25 protein-coding genes and 5 pseudogenes are annotated in these 19926 nt (G+C 36.0%); 9 read left to right on the top strand and 21 right to left on the bottom strand.

Annotation, left to right across the window (positions count from 1 at the left end):
- Position 1: 1 nt before the first annotated feature.
- The 6 genes and pseudogenes from ACEWFJ_RS07570 to ACEWFJ_RS07545 all read left to right on the top strand — a co-directional run bounded on the left by ACEWFJ_RS07570 (position 2) and on the right by ACEWFJ_RS07545 (position 2867).
- A pseudogene (locus ACEWFJ_RS07570) lies at positions 2-978 on the top strand (LacI family DNA-binding transcriptional regulator).
- Positions 979-1082: 104 nt separating this feature from the next.
- Positions 1083-1662, top strand: a pseudogene (locus ACEWFJ_RS07565) (TetR/AcrR family transcriptional regulator).
- Between the two features lie 68 nt (positions 1663-1730).
- On the top strand, positions 1731-2063 hold the full coding sequence (locus tag ACEWFJ_RS07560) for a DMT family transporter (RefSeq protein WP_098307686.1): 333 nt from the start codon (positions 1731-1733) through the stop codon (positions 2061-2063).
- Between the two features lie 2 nt (positions 2064-2065).
- Positions 2066-2379 (top strand): annotated as a pseudogene (locus ACEWFJ_RS07555) (DMT family transporter).
- A gap of 15 nt (positions 2380-2394) precedes the next feature.
- Positions 2395-2649 (top strand): DUF3975 family protein, encoded by a 255-nt coding sequence (locus tag ACEWFJ_RS07550; protein ID WP_473691369.1) that lies wholly within the window; start codon positions 2395-2397, stop codon positions 2647-2649.
- Between the two features lie 59 nt (positions 2650-2708).
- Positions 2709-2867, top strand: coding sequence for a hypothetical protein (locus ACEWFJ_RS07545; RefSeq protein WP_253630398.1), 159 nt, complete (start codon positions 2709-2711; stop codon positions 2865-2867).
- 40 nt (positions 2868-2907) lie between these two features.
- Here the strand turns inward: ACEWFJ_RS07545 and ACEWFJ_RS07540 are convergent, their stop codons facing one another.
- From ACEWFJ_RS07540 to gcvT, 5 genes are all read right to left on the bottom strand, one after another.
- Positions 2908-3099 carry a hypothetical protein gene (locus ACEWFJ_RS07540; protein WP_098307694.1) on the bottom strand — a complete coding sequence of 64 codons (192 nt, stop codon included), beginning with the start codon at positions 3097-3099 and terminating at the stop codon, positions 2908-2910.
- A gap of 59 nt (positions 3100-3158) precedes the next feature.
- Positions 3159-3383, bottom strand: a complete 225-nt coding sequence (locus ACEWFJ_RS07535) for a DUF3929 family protein (protein WP_098307696.1) — start codon at positions 3381-3383, stop codon at positions 3159-3161.
- Positions 3384-3654: 271 nt separating this feature from the next.
- Positions 3655-5130, bottom strand: a complete 1476-nt coding sequence (gene gcvPB / locus ACEWFJ_RS07530) for an aminomethyl-transferring glycine dehydrogenase subunit 2 (RefSeq protein WP_473691366.1) — start codon at positions 5128-5130, stop codon at positions 3655-3657.
- On the bottom strand, positions 5127-6470 hold the full coding sequence (gene gcvPA / locus ACEWFJ_RS07525) for an aminomethyl-transferring glycine dehydrogenase subunit GcvPA (RefSeq protein ID WP_473691364.1): 1344 nt from the start codon (positions 6468-6470) through the stop codon (positions 5127-5129). The genes gcvPB and gcvPA overlap by 4 nt, the downstream gene beginning before the upstream one ends.
- A 20-nt stretch (positions 6471-6490) precedes the next feature.
- Positions 6491-7591 (bottom strand): glycine cleavage system aminomethyltransferase GcvT, encoded by a 1101-nt coding sequence (gcvT, locus tag ACEWFJ_RS07520; protein WP_473691362.1) that lies wholly within the window; start codon positions 7589-7591, stop codon positions 6491-6493.
- A gap of 260 nt (positions 7592-7851) precedes the next feature.
- On the opposite strand from gcvT, the gene ACEWFJ_RS07515 reads away from it, so the two are divergent.
- Positions 7852-9534, top strand: coding sequence for a DEAD/DEAH box helicase (locus ACEWFJ_RS07515; protein WP_473691360.1), 1683 nt, complete (start codon positions 7852-7854; stop codon positions 9532-9534).
- Positions 9521-10315: a YqhG family protein gene (locus tag ACEWFJ_RS07510; protein WP_473691358.1), complete on the top strand. Its 795-nt coding sequence runs from the start codon at positions 9521-9523 to the stop codon at positions 10313-10315. The genes ACEWFJ_RS07515 and ACEWFJ_RS07510 overlap by 14 nt, the downstream gene beginning before the upstream one ends.
- Before the next feature lie 176 nt (positions 10316-10491).
- Here the strand turns inward: ACEWFJ_RS07510 and ACEWFJ_RS07505 are convergent, their stop codons facing one another.
- The 4 genes from ACEWFJ_RS07505 to ACEWFJ_RS07490 form a co-directional block, all read right to left on the bottom strand.
- Positions 10492-10686, bottom strand: coding sequence for a hypothetical protein (locus ACEWFJ_RS07505; RefSeq protein WP_473692660.1), 195 nt, complete (start codon positions 10684-10686; stop codon positions 10492-10494).
- Between the two features lie 43 nt (positions 10687-10729).
- Positions 10730-10951 (bottom strand): hypothetical protein, encoded by a 222-nt coding sequence (locus ACEWFJ_RS07500; protein ID WP_098307708.1) that lies wholly within the window; start codon positions 10949-10951, stop codon positions 10730-10732.
- Between the two features lie 305 nt (positions 10952-11256).
- The gene (locus ACEWFJ_RS07495) at positions 11257-11700 is read right to left on the bottom strand and encodes a TlpA disulfide reductase family protein (RefSeq protein ID WP_098307710.1); all 444 of its coding nucleotides are present in this window, start codon (positions 11698-11700) and stop codon (positions 11257-11259) included.
- 21 nt (positions 11701-11721) lie between these two features.
- On the bottom strand, positions 11722-12264 hold the full coding sequence (locus ACEWFJ_RS07490; RefSeq protein ID WP_473691355.1) for a peroxiredoxin: 543 nt from the start codon (positions 12262-12264) through the stop codon (positions 11722-11724).
- Between the two features lie 598 nt (positions 12265-12862).
- On the opposite strand from ACEWFJ_RS07490, the gene ACEWFJ_RS07485 reads away from it, so the two are divergent.
- On the top strand, positions 12863-12988 hold the full coding sequence (locus ACEWFJ_RS07485; RefSeq protein WP_268865312.1) for a hypothetical protein: 126 nt from the start codon (positions 12863-12865) through the stop codon (positions 12986-12988).
- Positions 12989-13786: 798 nt separating this feature from the next.
- Here ACEWFJ_RS07485 and ACEWFJ_RS07480 read toward each other — a convergent pair.
- The 12 genes and pseudogenes from ACEWFJ_RS07480 to comGA all read right to left on the bottom strand — a co-directional run bounded on the left by ACEWFJ_RS07480 (position 13787) and on the right by comGA (position 19873).
- Positions 13787-14005 carry a helix-turn-helix domain-containing protein gene (locus tag ACEWFJ_RS07480; RefSeq protein WP_176524649.1) on the bottom strand — a complete coding sequence of 73 codons (219 nt, stop codon included), beginning with the start codon at positions 14003-14005 and terminating at the stop codon, positions 13787-13789.
- A gap of 10 nt (positions 14006-14015) precedes the next feature.
- The gene (locus ACEWFJ_RS07475) at positions 14016-14501 is read right to left on the bottom strand and encodes a DUF2975 domain-containing protein (RefSeq protein WP_429714245.1); all 486 of its coding nucleotides are present in this window, start codon (positions 14499-14501) and stop codon (positions 14016-14018) included.
- A gap of 246 nt (positions 14502-14747) precedes the next feature.
- Positions 14748-14965: pseudogene (locus ACEWFJ_RS07470) on the bottom strand (insertion element protein); the annotation flags it as partial.
- Positions 14966-15204: 239 nt separating this feature from the next.
- A complete protein-coding gene (locus tag ACEWFJ_RS07465; protein ID WP_098307716.1) occupies positions 15205-15405 on the bottom strand; it encodes a YqzE family protein in 201 nt (66 codons plus the stop codon).
- 36 nt (positions 15406-15441) lie between these two features.
- Entirely contained in the window at positions 15442-15939 is a 498-nt protein-coding gene (locus ACEWFJ_RS07460) for a shikimate kinase (protein ID WP_253630403.1), read from the bottom strand.
- Position 15940: 1 nt separating this feature from the next.
- Complete coding sequence (comGG, locus tag ACEWFJ_RS07455) at positions 15941-16318, bottom strand: competence type IV pilus minor pilin ComGG (protein ID WP_473691352.1); 378 nt, start codon at positions 16316-16318, stop codon at positions 15941-15943.
- Positions 16315-16760, bottom strand: a pseudogene (comGF, locus tag ACEWFJ_RS07450) (competence type IV pilus minor pilin ComGF). The gene comGG and the pseudogene comGF overlap by 4 nt, the downstream one beginning before the upstream one ends.
- Entirely contained in the window at positions 16747-17064 is a 318-nt protein-coding gene (gene comGE / locus ACEWFJ_RS07445; protein ID WP_440602588.1) for a competence type IV pilus minor pilin ComGE, read from the bottom strand. The pseudogene comGF and the gene comGE overlap by 14 nt, the downstream one beginning before the upstream one ends.
- Positions 17054-17488 carry a competence type IV pilus minor pilin ComGD gene (gene comGD / locus ACEWFJ_RS07440; protein ID WP_473691350.1) on the bottom strand — a complete coding sequence of 145 codons (435 nt, stop codon included), beginning with the start codon at positions 17486-17488 and terminating at the stop codon, positions 17054-17056. The genes comGE and comGD overlap by 11 nt, the downstream gene beginning before the upstream one ends.
- Positions 17485-17790, bottom strand: coding sequence for a competence type IV pilus major pilin ComGC (gene comGC, locus ACEWFJ_RS07435; RefSeq protein WP_230575928.1), 306 nt, complete (start codon positions 17788-17790; stop codon positions 17485-17487). Before comGC ends, comGD begins: the two co-directional genes overlap by 4 nt.
- Before the next feature lie 12 nt (positions 17791-17802).
- Entirely contained in the window at positions 17803-18837 is a 1035-nt protein-coding gene (comGB, locus tag ACEWFJ_RS07430) for a competence type IV pilus assembly protein ComGB (RefSeq protein WP_473691348.1), read from the bottom strand.
- On the bottom strand, positions 18830-19873 hold the full coding sequence (comGA, locus tag ACEWFJ_RS07425; protein ID WP_473691346.1) for a competence type IV pilus ATPase ComGA: 1044 nt from the start codon (positions 19871-19873) through the stop codon (positions 18830-18832). Before comGA ends, comGB begins: the two co-directional genes overlap by 8 nt.
- Positions 19874-19926: the final 53 nt, after the last annotated feature.

The raw sequence follows: 19926 nt of genomic DNA, 5'->3' as shown, positions 1-19926 counted from the left end.
TATGGTAAATATAAAACAAATTGCGAAAACGGCCGGAGTCTCTATTACGACTGTTTCACGCGTCTTAAATGAACATCCATATGTCAGTGCAGAAAAAGAAAACGCGTCCTAGACGCTGTTGAAGAATTGAATTATGCCAAAAATGTAAATGCAGTTCATCTTCTAAAAGGAAAAACATATACGATTGGTGTTATGCTCCCTTTTATTAATCTGCCGTACTTTAGTACAATTATTGAAGGAATTGGAAACAAGGCGCTTGAAGCAGGATATCGCATTAATCTTTGTCAAACAAATTACGATAGTATTGAGGAAATACGTGTCCTCGAAATGATGAAGATGAAACAATTTGATGGAATGATTATTTGTTCTCGAACAAGTTCATGGGATGCAATTGAACCTTATGCAAAGTTCGCTCCTATCATTTCGTGTGAAAAACTGCTACATCCTCTTATATCTTCCGTGTTTGTCAATCATTATGACGGCTTCCGTATTGGGACAGAATATTTATTACAAAACGGACACGAATACATTGGATTTTGTTTAGCACGCGAAAAAAGTGTGAGTACAAAACAGCGCGAGCAAGCATTCTTTGATGCGCTTCGTACAGCTGGAAAACACGCACAGACAGACTGGCTATTTTATCATTGTTACAACATTCAGGACGGCGCAAACGTAATCAAAAATATACTAACTATGAAAAATCGCCCCACTGCTCTTTTCGCTGCAAGCGACCAAGTGGCTGCTGGCTTATTAACAGAAGCGAAAAAACAAGGATTGCGAGTCCCAGAAGATTTAGCAATTCTTGGATTTGACAATCATCCCATTTCTGAGGCACTAGAAATAACCACCATTGAACATCCTGGACTAGCAATGGGGAACCGTGCTTTTTCACTATTTTATGAACAAGTACAACATGAGAAAATTATAGGGACTTCTGAAGAGTTACCATTTCGTTTAATTGAACGAGGAACAGTGTAAAGCTCCTATTATTAGAGCTTTACACTGTTCCATTTTGTATAATTGTCCTTCTTGACTATATATTTTTTTATCTTATACTTTAACTAACGAACGGTAGGTAGGGGATGAACATGACAGCAAACCGCATAAAATCTGTAGCACTTTCACACTTTGCACGCTATGGCTATGAAGGAACTTCACTAGCAAACATTGCACAAGATGTTGGTATTAAGAAGCCGTCCATATACGCACATTTTAAAGGAAAAGAAGAGCTATATTTTATTTGCTTAGAAGAAGCCTTACAAAAAGATCTGCAATTCTTTAAACAGTATGTTACGAATCCGGAAAACACACCGTTTGGAGACTTTTTATTCCGTCTTCTTAAAGACTACGGTCATCGCTTTCAAGAGGGCATTGAAACAATGTTTTGGCTTCGCACTTCATTTTTTCCACCCGATGCCTTTCGCGAGCAAATTGTAGAAAAAGCAAATGCATACATTGAAAACATCGGACAGCTTCTAATACCTATATTTGAACAAGCAAAAGAAAAAAGAACTTTGTAACATTGAAGTAGCAGAAGCTGTTGCAGCTTATTTGTGTTTAATTGACGGATTAATGGTTGAATTTTTATTTGCTGGAATACAACCCTTTGAAAATCGATTACACTCATCTTGGAAAGTGTTTTGGCGCGGATTATCAAAATGACGGATTGCATACGCAATGCGTCATTTTCCGGCCCCAAACCTAACGACTGGTAGGAAGGAGAATAAATGATGGAATGGATTTATGTTATTTTAGCAGGAATCATTGAAATTATTTGGGTGATTGGTTTAAAACATGCAACAACACCACTAGAATGGATCGGTGTAGCGATTGCAATCGCTTTTAGCTTTTTCCTTTTATTTAAAGCTTATGCAAAACTCCCTGTAGGGACTGTGTATGCTGTTTTCACAGGAATCGGAGCTGGAGGTATTGTGCTAACAGAAATTTTTGTTTTTGGCGAACCATTTTCGATTGTAAAAATCTTTTTTATCGGTTTAATTTTTGTTGGTGTTATTGGTTTAAAACGAGTAACAGGTGAACAAGTAGAGAAGGAGGCTGCATAAGCATGGCATGGTTATTTTTAATTATTGCTGGTATATGTGAGATTACTGGTGTTATCTTTATGAAGATAGCCACTGAAAAAAAGGTTGGATGCCAAAACTTATTTTAGCTGCAAACTTCGGTGTAAGCTTCCTTTTCCTGTCTCTCGCAATGGATACACTGCCAATGGGAACGGCTTACGCAATCTGGACGGGAATCGGAACTGCAGGAAGCGCACTGCTTGGTATTATCATTTTCCGCGAATCTGCTGATTGGCGCCGCCTTGCTTTCTTAAGCTGCATCTTATGCGGTGCGGTTGGTTTAAAACTCATGAGTTAATGAGGTGACTGCTGTGTGGAAAAAAGAGGAAAACAAATTATGACAGGAATCATACTTGCAATTGCACTCTTATTGCAATCTATATTCCATATTGCAGAATGGTTATTTCATAAAACATTTTCAATCATCTCTTTTATTCCAAACATGGCTCTTGAAGTAACTTTCGTTGCTTGGTCGATTATCGCTTCAATTGGAATTATCATCATTTGGATTATCGCGAAACTTTGGAATAAATTCTTTTTAAAAGACAGTTCTTCTGGCAAGAAGTAACTGTCTTTTTTCATATAATTCCCTCCTTTGCACATACTACCAAAAAAGGAGCTGATTATATGCAAACTTCTGTACATAAACATATTTTGCTACTATTTTTTGCCTTTATTGTATGTGTTGTATTTTTTAGTTTCGTACTACATACGTATAACGTGCCTGCTTATTCACCAAGTATGGTGTCAGTTTATAAATTTGTTGTACATAATTTGTTGCATTAAAAAAAGACCAACATTTCCCTGTTGGTCTTTCATATATGTATCACTTCTCAAAACGATTTAGCATCTCATCTCTCATCCCAAAGCTGACAACAGCAATCCCGACATACATAAAAATAAGAACTGCTGGATGTACTGTATTGTACCAGTGGCTATCAATAATTAAATATACCGTTAACACTGTAACAAGTAAAAAAGCAACAATAAACATGTAAAAATGTCTTTGACTACCCATAACGAACTCCTCTCTAAATTACTCATTTATTGTAACGAATTCTCCCCTATGACTCAAGACTAACTTTCCTGTAAATGGTCTAACTCAACTTTCACAATATCATGACAAGCGATTGGAATGAGTGTTCCTTTACTATCGATTGCGGTTACACTTTTATTATCTAATACGTGATGTTTCACTCTCTCTAACATTTTTTCTGTATCTTGGTAATAAAATTCTTTAATATCCTTAATCATCTCACCATTTTCTAAATGGTACACCATCCTATAACGCTTATAGCCCATCTTTTTCATCCCCTTGTTCATTTCTTCACATATGTATGAAAAATTGACATTTTTGCTTCTCATTTACTTTAATTTCATTAAAATTCTAACAAAAATACACAATTTTATCAAAGGGACTTTTTCAACAAAAATGTTGAGAAAGTATGACAATTCCACAATCTTACATAAAACCTGCAATTTTATAACATCTTTTTTAGGTAATGATACTTTCTTCGGCAATATATGAAAAGAACTCGCATATAGCGAGTTCTCTCTAACCTATTATTGATGATTAAACTTGTACCATAGATGGTTTTTGATAACGTAAAACCGGCTTACGCGCTGCCATTGTTTCATCAAGGCGCTTAATTACTGTTGTATGCGGCGCTTCTTGAACCACTTCTGGGTTTTCTTCTACTTCTTTTGCGATTCGAATCATCGTATCAATAAATCCATCTAATGTTTCTTTTGACTCTGTTTCTGTCGGCTCAATCATGATACATTCTTCCACATTTAATGGGAAGTAAATTGTCGGCGGATGGTAGCCGAAATCAAGCAGACGTTTTGCAATATCAAGTGTACGTACGCCAAGTTTCTTTTGACGACGACCAGATAAAACAAATTCATGCTTACAATGTCTATCGAATGGAAGATCATAGAATGGAGCTAATCTTCTCATCATATAGTTAGCATTTAATACTGCATATTCTGTTACTGCACGAAGTCCGTCTGGGCCCATAGAACGAATATACGTATACGCACGAACATTAATGCCAAAGTTACCATAGAATGGTTTTACGCGTCCAATTGCTTGTGGACGATCGTAATTAAAGTAGTAACCACTTTCTGTTTTCTCTAAAATTGGTTTTGGTAAAAACGGAATTAAATCTGCTTTTACACCTACTGGACCAGAACCTGGGCCACCGCCGCCATGCGGACCTGTAAATGTTTTATGAAGGTTTAAATGTACAACGTCAAATCCCATATCTCCTGGGCGCGCTTGACTTAATACCGCATTTAAGTTTGCACCGTCATAGTACAATTTACCGCCTGCATCATGGACGATTTGTGCCATTTCTAAAATATTCTCTTCAAATAGTCCAAGTGTATTTGGGTTTGTTAACATAAGCGCTGCTGTTTCTTCGTTCACAACACGTTTTAAATCCTCTAAGTCAACAAGACCATTTTCATTTGATTTTACCGTAATTGTTTCAAATCCTGCTACTGTTGCAGATGCTGGATTTGTTCCGTGCGCAGAGTCAGGAACAATAACTTTTGTACGGTTATAGTCACCGTTTGCTTCATGGTATGCACGGATTAACATTAATCCTGTCCATTCACCATGCGCACCAGCTGCTGGTTGAAGTGTAACAGTATCCATACCTGTAATTTCGATTAAATGTTCTTGTAAATCGTACATTAATTCCATTGCACCTTGCACTGTTTTTTCATCTTGAAGTGGATGAATGTGTGCAAAGCCTGGGAAACGTGCCACGTTTTCATTGATCTTTGGATTGTACTTCATTGTACAAGATCCTAATGGATAGAACCCTGAATCAACACCATGGTTACGATTTGAAAGAGCTGTGTAATGGCGCATAATATCAAGTTCAGATACTTCTGGAAGCTCTGCATCTTCAGTACGAATATAATCGCTCTCAAACACATCTTCTAATTTTACTTCTTCTACATCTAATTGGGGTAAGCTATATCCTACGCGTCCTTCTCTACTCATTTCAAAAATAAGTGCTTGGTCTTGATTCTTCATTGGATAGCCCCCATTTCGTTTACAAGTGTGTCAATTTCTTCTTTTGTGCGAAGCTCTGTTACAGCTAGAAGCATATGATTCGCAAGCTCTGCATAGTCACGGCCAAGGTCGTAACCACCGATAATATTTTTTTGTAATAATGCATCGTTTACTTCTTGTACTGGACGTTTGCAATCTACAACAAATTCATTGAAGAACGGTCCAGCAAATGTTACTGTGAATCCTTTCGCTTCAAGTTGACGTTTTGCGTATTGTGCTTTAGAAACATTTTGACGCGCCATTTCCTTCACACCTTGTTTTCCAATTGCTGTCATTGCAACAGAAGCTGCTAATGCGTTTAACGCTTGGTTTGAACAAATATTAGATGTCGCTTTATCACGGCGAATATGTTGCTCACGTGCCTGCAGCGTTAATACGAAACCGCGTTGTCCTTCGGAATCCACTGTTTGTCCAACAAGGCGTCCTGGAATTTTACGCATAAACGCTTTTGTTGTTGCAAAATAACCGCAGTGAGGGCCACCAAACTGTGTTGGAATACCAAATGGTTGTGCATCGCCTACAACAACATCCACTCCAAATTTACCAGGTGGTGTTAACGCTCCTAATGCTAATGGGTTAGAAGAAACGATAAATAATGATTTTTGCTGATGAACGATTTTCTCAATATCAGCTAGTTTCTCCACTTGTCCGAAGAAGTTTGGATATTGAACGATTACGCAAGCTACTGTATCATCTACTTTGCTTTGTAATTCGTTTAAGTCTGTTATGCCATCTTTATAATCAATTTCAACAACCTGAAGATGTTGACCTTTTGCATATGTTTCAAGAACTGCTCTTGATTCTGGATGAACTGCTTTAGAAACAAGAATTTTCTTTTTACGAGTATGACCTGCTGCTAGCATCGCCGCTTCTGCTAACGCTGTACCTCCGTCATACATAGAAGAGTTTGCTACATCCATTCCCGTTAATTCACAAATCATTGTTTGGAATTCAAAGATTGCCTGTAATTCCCCTTGTGAAATTTCCGGTTGGTACGGCGTATAAGCTGTATAAAATTCTGAACGAGAAAGAACATGATCAACAATTACTGGTGCATAATGATCATATACACCTGCTCCTAGGAAGGAAGCATAGTCTTTTAAATTTGCGTTTTTACGAGCAAGCTCAGACAGTTCTTTTAAAAGTTCTGGTTCTGATTTTGCTTGTTTGATATTTAAATCCCCTTGAAAACGAACGCTTGTTGGAATATCAGAAAATAATTCATCAATCGATTGTACACCAATCGTTTGTAACATTTCTTTTTTGTCTTCTTCTGTCATTGGAAGATAACGATGCAACATGAAATCTACCCCTCTCCCCGTTACTTTGAACGTTTGTAAAATGGTGTTGGAACGACAACTGCTTTGACGCGTTTGTTACGAATTTCAATTTCGACTTCTGTATCAATTGCTGCGTATTTTACATCAATTAGCGCTAAACCGATGCTTTTCTTTAACGTTGGAGATTGTGTACCACTTGTAACTTCCCCGATTTTTTCATCGCCTACATATACTGGGTAATGAGTACGCGGGATACCACGCTCAATTACTTCGATGCCGACTAATTTACGAGGTGCACCGTTTTCTTTTTGTTCCTTTAAAGTTTCTTTTCCAAAGAAATCTACTTCTTTGTTTGGTTTTACTGCAAAGCCAATTCCAGCTTCGATTGGTGTAATATCTTTTGATAACTCTTGACCATAAAGCGGAAGTGTTGCTTCAAAGCGAAGTGTATCACGCGCTCCTAAGCCACATGGTTTTAAGCCGTCTTCTGCTCCTGCTTCAAGAAGTTTCTCCCAAAGTTTTGCAGCATCTTCGCTCTTACAGTAAATTTCAAAGCCATCTTCACCTGTGTAACCTGTACGAGATACAAGCGCTTCTACACCATCTACAAGAACATTGTCTTTAAATTTAAAGAACTTAATTTCTTTCAAATTTTCTGACACAACTTTTTGTAAAATGTCTTCTGCTTTTGGTCCTTGAATTGCAAGTTGTGCAATTTCACTAGAAACGTTGACTACTTGCACATCACCGCTTACATGAGACGCTAACCATTCGTAATCTTTTTCAATGTTTGATGCATTGATTACTAATAAATAGTCTTCTTCCCCACGTTTGTAGATTAATAAATCATCTACTGTACCGCCATCTTCGTAACACATTGCCGTATATTGTGCTCCGCCTACCTTTAAGATAGAAACGTCGTTTGTAACTATACGTTGTAAAAATGCTAAACTATCTGCACCTTTTACTTCTACTTCTCCCATGTGAGACACATCAAAAAGACCTGCTGCTGTGCGAACAGCCTCGTGTTCTTCTTTAATGCTCGAAAATTGAACTGGCAATTCCCAACCACCAAAATCAATTGTCTTCCCACCATACTTCGCGTATACATCAAATAGCGGTGTACGTTGTAATGTAATCATGTTCTCTCCCCCTTACGCTGTCTATGACAAATCAATAAAAGTTGGCTTCCCATATCTAAACATTTTCAATTCTGAAAAGATGGGATATACGGAATCTCACTCTATTTTTTTATGAAAGCGCAAATAAAAAAGTACTTTCTTGGATAAAATACGAAAGATTCCACACATTTCACATCATTATCCTAACATTTTTCGAGTCGTTTCATCAATATTCTAGCTAAAAAAATAATTTAGAATTTATAGAAGGTGAGATATTATCCATGAATGTCGAAATTTCAATAGATCGTTCTTGGCAAGAAAACTTCTTAAAACGAATAGAAGAAGATGGCCCGTGGACAAATTGGGAACTATTTCATCTAGCATATCAAACAGAGAAGTCCCTTCTCATTCCAACATTTGACGGGCTACAAGCACCCAAGCATTTACCTAATTTCACGCCACTTCCACATCAGTTAGAAGTAGCACAAACAGTCATTGAACAAATGAACGGAAAAGCAATCTTAGCAGATGAGGTTGGTCTTGGAAAGACAATTGAAGCTGGGCTTATTTTAAAAGAATATATGGTGCGCGGACTTGTGAAAAAAGTGCTTATTCTTGTACCTGCTTCACTCGTTTCACAATGGGCATATGAATTGAATACGAAATTTTTCATTCCAGCTGTCGCACAAAGAAAGAGTTACTCCTGGGAGCAAGCTGACGTTATTGTTTCTTCCATCGATACAGCAAAGCGCTCTCCGCACCGTGACATTGTTTTAAATTTAGAATACGATCTCATTATTATTGATGAAGCACATAAACTAAAAAACAACAAAACGAAAAACTATGAATTTGCGCAACTATTAAAGAAAAAATTTTGTTTATTACTTACAGCAACACCTGTTCAAAATCGCATTGATGAAATCTTTAATCTTGTCTCATTATTAAAACCCGGCCATCTCGGTAATCAATCCAACTTTGAAGAATACTATGCTTCTAAAAATCGCAATGCTGAAACAGATGAACATTTAAAAGAACTCATTAATAAAGTAATGGTACGGAATCGCCGGCATGATACCGGCATTGAATGGCCAAAACGACATGTTCATACGCTCTTTGTAGATTTCAACGAACAAGAGAAATCCTTATACGATGCGATTGAAGGATGGAAAAGGCAAGAGGCATTTACTTCTGTATTTTCTGCTTTAACATTAAAGCGTGAGGCATGCAGCAGCCGAGAAGCTGTTTATTTTTCACTCAAAAAGCATGTAGAAAAGCGTCAAAAAGAAGATGAACAATATACACTAGATCCATACATAGATGTGTTGATGGAAAAAATCAATTGTATTTCTTCCAATTCAAAAGCAAATAAAACGTTAGAAATTATTAAAGAAATTAATGATAAAGTTGTAATCTTTACAGAATATCGTGCTTCTCAAATGTATTTACAATGGTTTTTAAAGCAGCATGGTATCTCGTCTGTACCATTTCGCGGCGGATTTAAACGCGGTAAAAAAGATTGGATGAAAGAATTATTTCAAAACCATGCACAAGTATTGATTGCGACAGAAGCAGGTGGTGAAGGGATCAATTTACAATTTTGTAATTATATGATTAACTATGACCTTCCTTGGAATCCGATGCGACTTGAACAAAGAATCGGACGTATTCATCGTCTTGGACAAAAACATGATGTTCATATTTATAATTTGGCAACGAAACATACAGTTGAAGAACATATTTTAAAATTGCTGTATGAAAAAATTAACTTATTTGAGCGTGTCATTGGCGATTTAGATGAAATTTTGACAAGAATTAATATGAAAAATATCGATGCGCACATTCAAGACATTTTTGCACATTCCAAAAGTGAAGGAGAAATCCGAATAAAAATGGAAAACCTGACGTCCATTATTGAATTTGCAAAACGAAATGAAACTGAGGTGCGTGGTTATGCAGCAACATGAAATTCATAATTATTTAAGTTGTTTTTTCGCGGCAAATAGCTGTGAAATTTTACAGCGTTTTCCGCATTTACTAGACGTACAATTAACAATTGATATGGACAAGCTGCTGATGAACCGTCCATTTTACTGGCATTATCTTGAGAAAACCGGCGGCACACCAAATCCGATGCGACTTACATTCATTACTGATCCAAAACATGAGGAGAAAGAAGGCGAGCTCATTCACTATGGTTCTCCGCGCTTACATCAAATTTTCCAAGCTACAAAGGAATTAGGTGCTTACATCCGCTTATTTGAAGATGTTCATTCTAATGGGCACGCAAGCACTCCGCTTCATCCTTGGCTTGGCGTCAATATAAAAGTCTCCTATCAATGTGATCGAAAAAAAGATATGCTATATTCCGTCGGTATCCATCTTATTTCTGGTACGATGATTACAAATTTTCATGAGGCACTAGCAACACTACGTCTAACACCAAAAATTCCTGATTTTTGTTTTACATTAACACCTATTATTAAACCGCAAAGCGGGTTATCTAGAATTGAAGAAGCAATGAAAAATGTCATTGGGACAGACGATCACACATGGGCTGAAGAAGCAAAAGTGCGTTGGAATCACGATTTACAGCTATTAAATCGCTTTTACGAGGAAAGTGATGAATTACCAGAAAGCTACGCGATAGAAAAACAAGCATTGCAAGAACAATATGAACCGCGAATTACCATGCAAATTATAAACGGCGGACTCTTTTATGTCACAGCAAATCATTTTCTGACATAAAAAAAGCACCTTCTAGAAGGTGCTTTTTTTATCCCGCACTAAGGGGCAGTAAGACCTTCACCTCAAGATTCAGAGAAAGCGAAGAAGATAGGTGAGGAATAACTTCCCCTAAGAGCCCAATTGATTCAACTAACCATCAGCGGGGAATGAAGCCCCCTACTGATGAAAGTTTCACTTTATATTTTCCCATTATATTTTCGACCATCGTTATGTTCTTGTTGTTGAATCTTTGTCATTCGCTTTTGATATTCTCTCTGTTTTGCACTCACATGATTTGCATCTGTTTCTTTATTCTTCTTTGAACCGCCTGCTCCGTTACTCATTTTATTCACCCCACTCGCATATACTTCAACATTAGTTTTAGCAATCATAATTTTCCTTATGCAAAAAGTAAGGAGAGGCATTGGCCTCTCCTTACACATACTTTTGAAACATATCATGCAACCCTTGATTCACAAGAAAAGAAATCTGCTCATCAGACTTATGAGGATAACGATCACGTAGTCGAATTGATGCCTTTATAATTAAATTTTCTAATACAGAACGCCCACCTTTTCCATAAATCGTTTCCGCATATTCTACCAACTTTCCGTCCTCAACTCTTGCAGGGTTTTGATCAAAGAAAAATTTACTCATTTATACCACCTCTTTTTGATAACGTTTACATTTATATAGATTCAATATGTTATTTATTTCACAATTAATGTATGCACGTATTAATGATTAGTTTCATTATAAAACAACATTGCCACAATATTAATGTGTAATTTAGACAAATTTGTGAACAACCCCAAAAAATGAAAGCGTTTTAATTATTGTATAACAAAAATGATTACCCTGCTAGAGGTAATCATTTTTTGTTTCTTATTCTCGCTTACTTTACAAACCGGAAACAGAAAACATACACAATCAATTATCAATGAAACAAAAGATATTTGTTTCTATTCTTCGTTTAATACACGCTCAAGACGTTTACGAAGCATTGGCATACCACTGCCACCTGCTTGGAAATGACGCAGTTTACCTTCTTTATCAAATACGTAATACGCAGGGACATATTTATTTTCAAATGCATCTGTAATTACATGCTTGCTATCCACTAAAATCGGTTGAATGATATCATGACTTTCTGCCATTTTTTCAATCACCGCTAAATCTAAATCATCTTCTGAACGAGGCATATGAACTGCAACAACATTTAAACGATCATCGTACTCATCACGTAATTCATTTACTTCTGGCATTGCTTCTTTACATAGATAACAACTTACTGACCAAAAATGAATAAGCGTTGGTTTATCACCAATTAACTCTTCACGTGTGATTGTATCGTTTAACATTTGTGTTGCGCCTTCTAATGATGGCATTTGCTCGCGTAATTTCATAACTTTAATTCCCCCTTTAAATTATAACGTTTCTTGCCCTGGTTTCCAGTTCGCTGGACAAAGTCCACCTGTTTGTAGTGCTTGTAGAACACGTAATACTTCGTCTACTTCACGTCCGATATTGTTGTGATGTACAACTTGATACATTAATTCACCCTCTGGATTTATAATGAATAATCCACGAAGTGCAATACCTTCTTCTTCTAATAACACACCATAGTCACTTGATACAGTGTGATTTGTATCCGCTGCTAATGGATAGCGTAAATCACCTAATCCATTTTTCGTACGATCTGTGTTAATCCAAGCTAAATGTGTGTGCACTGTATCTGTAGAAACACCGATTACCTCTGCGTCTAAATCTTCAAATTCGTCATAACGATCAGAAAGGGCGATGATTTCAGTTGGACAAACGAAAGTGAAATCCATTGGATAGAAATATAGCACTGTCCATTTATCATTTTTCATATTTTCTTCTAAACTAACTTTTTTAAATTCTTTATTTGGTATCACAGCATTCATCTCAAAACGCGGTGCTTGTTTTCCTACTAAACGTTTTGTCATATCCCTATTCTTCCTCCTAAAAACTAATTAATATTTATTACTACTTTATAATAATTACAATTAATATTATATATGTTATTAAATTAAAGTCAACATTAAATTAAAATTATTTTAATTTGAGTTTTTTTCTCAATTAAAAAAGTTGTAATGTTCAGAATTTTATTCATGAAATCCAAGCCGAGGAGGACTTTGATAAAACAAAACTATATGGCTTTATATGATTTCTAAGTTTGGAGTAGATGGATACGGAAAAATGAAAGCAATTATAACAAGAATTTGTTGGTTCGTTTCGGTAGGCATCAGAGCTGGATTTCCTTTAGGTTGGTTATAAAATTAAGCAAGTGACAGAAGCAGAAATTTAACTTATAAAGTGAAACTTCCATCAGTGGGGATTTTTTATTGGTTTAAAATAGAGTGTTTCTTTTTCTTTGGCTCTGTTAAAGAAAATCAAATAGCATAGCCAACAAAAAAGAAAGCAAACTAAAATTGTGGATGCCAATAACGAAAAATATCACTCCAATATCTTTATATAGTGTAATTTATAATATTTGGCATCCTTGAAGGAATAACTAAATCAAACTACAAGGGCGGTGAAGAAATGGCTAAAAACAAGAATAACCAATTTAAAAATAATAAAAATGCTCAGCCAAAAGCAGATGTAGAATTTTCAAGAGAAAATGGACTTGAAAAAATAGCATTAAGAGCCCAAAAAAATCCAAAATAAGTAAACAATATGGGACAGTTAACCTGTCCCTCAAAATTAACCTGATGTTTTTAGGGATACTAACAGTAGAACGTCATAAGATGGTCTTTTTATTTTAGGTAAATACATGGAACTAACGGGTGCATTAGTTAAGTGAGAAACAAACAAAAGGAGCAAAATTAGCGGGATAAAGTGAAACTTCCATCAGTAGGGGGTTTTCTTCATCCCCACTGATGGTTAGTTGAACCAATCGGGCTTTTAGGCAGTTATCCCCTACCTATCTTCTTTGCTTCTCTCTGCATCTTGAGGTGGGGGTGTAACCGTTCATAAAGTTTGAGACAAAAACCTTCATAAGCCCTTATTTTACTACGTCTATATTCACAAAATTTGAGACAGAATTTCATTAATTTGAGATAGGAGAAAATAATATTCAAAAAGATGAGATAGAAAAAAACACATTTTTTTCTTAACTGTTATCAAATTCATTCGTTCCATGAATATTTCATGTTCCTCTCCTTTTTCACATATCAAGATACCTTGGATTATGTATTTCATATAAGACTTATTTATATCTTAATACTCACGACTATTAATTCTTTTTCCATGACAAAATAAAATAAAAGGGATTCATTATGATGTTAACGGGTTCCCTTTTGAGGTGCAAACATTGCAAATCACATCACATTTTTTGTCACTAATATCAATGCAATTCTCAATGGAATTCTCTGAGTAAATAACATCAATAAACGCAAAGAAGGGATAGCCATTAAGCTATCCCTTAATTTCTCTGTCGACTCCCGGTAGTTTTGTTGTCTGTTTTTATAGAGTATCTTCGTCGCTTTTGTACTCCAAAATATCACCCGGCTGACAATTCAAAGTCTTACATATCGCTTCTAATGTTGAAAAACGAACCGCTTTTGCTTTCCCATTTTTCAGAATGGAAAGATTCGCCATAGTAATTCCAACCCTCTCCGAAAGCTCCGTTACGCTCATTTTTCGTTTTGCTAACATCACATCAATATTAATAATAATTGTCATATCCTCCACCTCAGACCGTCAAATCATTTTCTGATTTTATGTTAATCGCTTCTTGTAGAAGCCGTTGGAGGATAGCAGCAAAAACGGCGATAACCAACGAAGCAAAAATGATGATGAGCCCCATTAATCCAATAGGAGGGTCAACTTTCTTCGCTATAAAATGAAAGAGTGGCAAACCTAATACATACAAACCACTGATTGTAATCGCACAGCACTTTATGTTCTTTAACGCCTTTACAGATAATTCCGAGAACGCTGTGTTCTCGTCAATGTACCGTAAAAGATTGAAAGCCTGATAGAGAGCAAAGTAAAAAGGCACAGCCGCTCCATACATCACGATGAAAACGAGATATTTCATTGGGGCAATATTTGGATACAATTTTGCTGCGAAATTCGCCATATGGGGCACTAAAAATATACATAAAGCAAGAACCGGTAGTCCTATAATAAAAATAATGACTTTTAAGAAAGTCGTTGAACCTCGTTTAACATTCATTTAAAACACCTCACTTATTTAATGACAACATGATTTTAGCATACGATTTATCGTTTTACAATAAATTCATATTGTTTTTTATTATATTATTATTGTTATTGAAATATCCTTTTAATTTTGACAAAAATAAAAAGCATTTCTCATTACAAAGAAATGCTCTTACTTTAAAATGTTAAATTTACAACTTGTTCAACAAAACTTTCAAATAGTTTAATAAAGTAAATCAACAACGAAAGATAACAGAACCTACTTAAAATAAATAATATCCTTCATCGTAAATTGTTTATCGGCAATCCCCAATCTTTGAGCTGGTGTAGCCTTCACTTTATCCCATGAATTGTATGGCAAACAGAAGTTGTAGAAAGTACGAAGGATAGTTAAAGCGTATTGAGCATACTTCGGATTAAAATTTGCATAGATATAACTTTTCCTTCGCCTCTCGCAGTAACCAACGGGCGCTCTAAATATCTGTTCCTCCTTTATAATTCACAGTAAAAATCACATGATAATTCACAGTTAAATTCACACTGTACAGGGGGTCTTGCTGCCCGTTAATGCGGGATAAACAGGTAGCTCCACTGTTTACAAACAGTGGAGCTACTTGTTTAGGTTATATTGTCGAATAGATGACGAGTACAACTCGCCGTAGAAATTGTACTATGACATACAATTCTTTTCTAGTTGTAAATTATTCCAAAAATCATTAACTTGATTTCTCTCGCTTTTTCTTCACTTGTCGGTAAAATAATGCAGCACTTAACGGCAGCATACCAAACCAACGATTTAAAAATGGTTCTCTCTCTTCACGGCGCTGTTGCCGCTTTTGTTTTCGGTCAGCTTTTGGAGCATCCATATATGATACGAATTGTTGTGTCATATATCTTATATAATCATTTGTAGACATATCTCTCACCCCTACTAAATTAGTATGTCCACTTTTTTATTCCTTAATCTGCGCTTGAATTTCTTGCACAATTGTTTCAATACTTTTATTTGTCGTGTCTATCTTCAGTACTGCTTCTTCATAATAGGCTTGACGCTTTTCGAATTTCTCTATAAATGATGGTATGTTTTCTTTTTGAAATAATGGTCTTGTTGTATCTCCGGCAATTCGCTCTGCGATTACATATGGATCACAGTACAAATAAATTACAGTGCCATGTTCTTTCATCCATTGTCGATTCTCAGCTTTTTCGACTATTCCCCCTCCTGTTGTAATAATACAATCCTTTGTCGGCAGTAATTGCAGCACTTCACTTTCATACTTTCGAAAGACATCCTCCCCTTCTTCAGAAAAGATATCTCGAATGATTTTCTTTGTCTTTTCTTCAATGCGTTGATCTGTATCAATGACCGGGATATGAAGTACACTGCTTAATGCTTTACCGATTGTCGTTTTCCCAGCTCCCATAAAACCTGTAATATATAATGCCCTCATACTATAACCTCTCCTCTTGCCAATTCGTAATCGCTTCGTTATTTGTATTATAACGAAAGCTCACTTTATATGTGAGCTTTCGTTTCGTTATACACTGTAAAGTAATAAAAGCATCCCCATCTACTATTGTGTAATCTCCCTTCGCTTCCCCTTTTTCATACGTATAAAAAAATGTCCTTTTTTCCATTCCAGTTTTTAACTCTTGTTTTACTTCTGCAATAGCTTGATCCGTTATTTCTTCTAATATAAATAATTCTTCTGCTTCTGCATAAAACTTTTGATCTGATAAGAATATATTTGTCTCATATACAAAGAAAGACATGAGCAACAATATGAGAATAATCGTTCCTGGCATTGTAAATCCACTTTCAGATCTCATCTATTCACCTCAATAACAGAATAACGAGTAACAACACCATCATATACCTTACCACTTATATCCTGCACGCGTATTATCAATGTATGCGCTGTTAATTCATAAGAAATATTCTCTACTTTTTGCAAAAGAACTTCATGTCCCGTCCCATTTACTTTTCGAACAACATTATTTCCAGACATAACATACGTAACACGTTCTCCTGTCTTTGTTTTCAAAAATAATTTCCCGTCGCCATTATTTCCTTCTTCTACTTCTCGAAACTCAATTTGTACTTGCTCTAAAAAATATTCCATTCCCAATTCGTAACTTGTTTAGAGTAAGGAGTTTCTATAAATAATACGTGAAGACGAGGTAGAAGAAGAAAGAATACCGATAACAATAGAAAGCACATCATAACTTCTAACAACGTAAATCCCTTTTCTTTTTTGCTATTTTTTAACATAGCGACACCGTTCAATTTCTCGTCGTTTAATATCTTGCCATCGTACACATACCTTTTCATCCTGCCATCGAATTCTATACGTCACATTCTCATATTGTTTTTCTATTACTGGTGAAATTACATGATGATACATATATGTGGCCGCTGCTTCTTTTAAGAATAGCTGTGCGTTGTACCGAAGTTGAATATTTTTTCGTTCTTGCATAATGAGAAGCGTTTGCGGAAGCAAGAGTGAGACCGTCATCATTAGTAAACTAAGGGACACAAGGATCTCCAGCATAACAGAACCTTTTTCACACTTCATAATACGTAAATCTTCCTCTCCCAAGCTGAAATACGATATAATACGTTTTCGTTTTATAAGAAACAATAATTGTGCCGCCTCTATTAATATTTCCATCAGCACCGTAAGTCATTGGATTTGGAAACGTATTTAGGTTCACCTGTATGTCAGATGAATAGTACCGAACAAGAACAGGATCTGTTTCTCCTGAAGATGTAACGCTATACTTTCCCTGATTAGGAAACCATCGTAACGTATGACGATTACGATGGCTTATCGCTGCTTGCTGCATAAAAAGGATGTCTTGAGAAAATTGATTCATAAACTGAGCAATTCTTTGTTTTTCATATATTGAGGATAGATTAAAGTATGTTACAACACTTAATATAGAGATAGCACTTAATACGATGAGCATTTCTAATAACGTAAAGCCATTTTTCTTCACGATTTCCCTGCAACTGTAACTTCCCCATCTGTCGCATTAATTGTAATACTCTCACCTTTTGGACAAGTTTTAGATGTAATATATTTACCATCGTATAACTCGTCTACTGTTGGGATTTTATTATATTCTAATTGATACGCTTGTACTTGCGCTTCAACAGACTTTACAAAGGCGTCGCATCCCTTTCCTTGTACAGAAGAGCGCTGTTTTACCACATTTGGAATAATAAGAAGCAGCAAAACAGAAATCACAAGCATAACGAGCAACATTTCTAACAGCGTAAAGCCTTTTTCATTTTTCACAGAACAAGCCTCCTAAATAGAATCCATCATTTGAAACATCGGCATAATCATCGCCAAATACATAAGAATAACAACCATTCCGATACATGCAAATAAAAGAGGTTGCACAACAAATAAAATACGATTAATTTTCTCTTCCATCTTTTCTATTGTCATTTCACTATAATCGGCAAGCTCAGCCCCTAAATTCCCATTTGCTTGTCCATGTTTAATAATATAAGAAAGCTCCCTTTCGTAGTAAGGCCGATTCATCATAATGAAATCCAGATGTTCGCCTATCGTTAATAATCCCTCTATTTTGAGAGCTTCGCATTGAAAAAATGGATGATGCTTTTGTTCCTTCATTAACGCGAGTGCTTCTAATATAGATAACCCGCCTTGCAAAAGGCCGCTTAATTGGACTGCAAAATATTGTGAGTTTGTTAACATAAAAAACTGTTTTATAAGAGGCACTCGCATAAAAATATTCATTCTCCTAACCGGGTGCAACCTCTTTACATACACCATATATATAAGCACTGCAATACCAATTGCCAAAACAACTCCACCCATTACATACGGAAGGACTTGAATAAACGTTAAAATATCATCTGTAAATGAAGAAGAGGACCCGCGAAGTGAACGATATAAAGTTGAAAACTGCGGAAGAAGCACCATATTAAATACGAAGAGGATTCCTAATAGAAACAAGGAAAGAAAAAGTGGATAACGCAATATCTTCATCATATTTTTTTGATGTTTATCTTTTCTGCTGAGTAGTGAGCTTCCTTGTTGCAACGCAAAGGAAATGTCACCATGCTGCTCTGCATAAAATAAATAACTTAAAATGTCTGGATGAAATGCAAGTTTATAGAACACATCATGCAAGCTACTTCCTTTTCTAAATTCTTCAGCAGCATCTTGAAGCTGTATTTGTTTATGAGGATTTAAGTGGAAATGAAGAAATTCTAATGCATGTAATAAAGAATACCCTTTCTCTAAGAGCTCGCCAAGCCTTCGCAGCAATAAAGCTTGTTCATGTAACCGCCACCTCTCATGTTTAAACATAAACATCTTCTTCAATAAACCCTAGTGCATATCCTTTTCTTAATTCATCTTGAAGCGTTGTATATTGATACATTGCTTGTTTTCCATTCGCTTCCCGAATGACTTCTTTCAGCTCATAACCGTACAATAATTCATAAATGCTTGCTCGGCGTACATGACGCATTTTTTTACATAACGGTGAGCATTTTCCTTTGCAAAATGGACATTTCAATTCCACTAATCGTTGTGCCGCTACCGCTAATAACGACTGTTCAATTTCTTGAAGGGTAATACCATAATCCATTAAGCGTAATACTGCACCCTTCGCATCATTTGTATGCAATGTCGTCATAACTAAATGGCCTGTTAAACTTGCTCGAACCGCCACCTTTGCCGTTTCTTCATCTCGGATTTCTCCTACTAAAATAATATCCGGGTCATGACGTAAAATTGCTTTTAATCCAGTTGCATACGTAATACCAGCTTTTTCATTAATTTGTATTTGTAATAACCCGTCCTTTTTCTTTTCAACTGGATCTTCAAGCGTAACAATGCGGCGAGTCTGTTCCTTCTTCGCTACTTCTAAAAGGGCATACATCGTTGTTGTTTTTCCTGACCCAGTTGGTCCTGTAAAGATAATCAATCCATGCGAATGATGTAAAAAAGATAGAAGTGTTTTCGCAGAACTTGGGAATAATGAGAGATGCGAGAGGTTTGGCACCGCCGTTTGTAAGTGCATACGAATGACCAAACTTTCATGATGTATAGTTGGTAAAGTAGAAAGGCGTAAATATACTTCCTCCTCACTAACTTTCATCTGCAATGAACCATTTTGCGGCTTTCTCCTTTCACCAATATCCATAGCTGCTAAAAATTTAAAGTGCGATACAAGCCGTTCGCAAAACTCTTTTGAAATACAGTGCTTTGTTACTAAATCTTTTCCAATACGCAATTGCACAACAGCATCTTCATGACGCGGCACAATATGAAGATCTGACGCACGCAACCGGCATGCTTCTTTCATGATTGTGTCAGCAAACTGTTCGACAGCATTCACTGTTATCCCCTCCTCACTATTTATATATCATGGCCATCGTGAAAAGAAAAATG

It is taken from the genome of Bacillus sp. EA-CB0995 (assembly GCF_055814245.1).
This window is presented reverse-complemented; position numbering and strand designations above follow the sequence as displayed.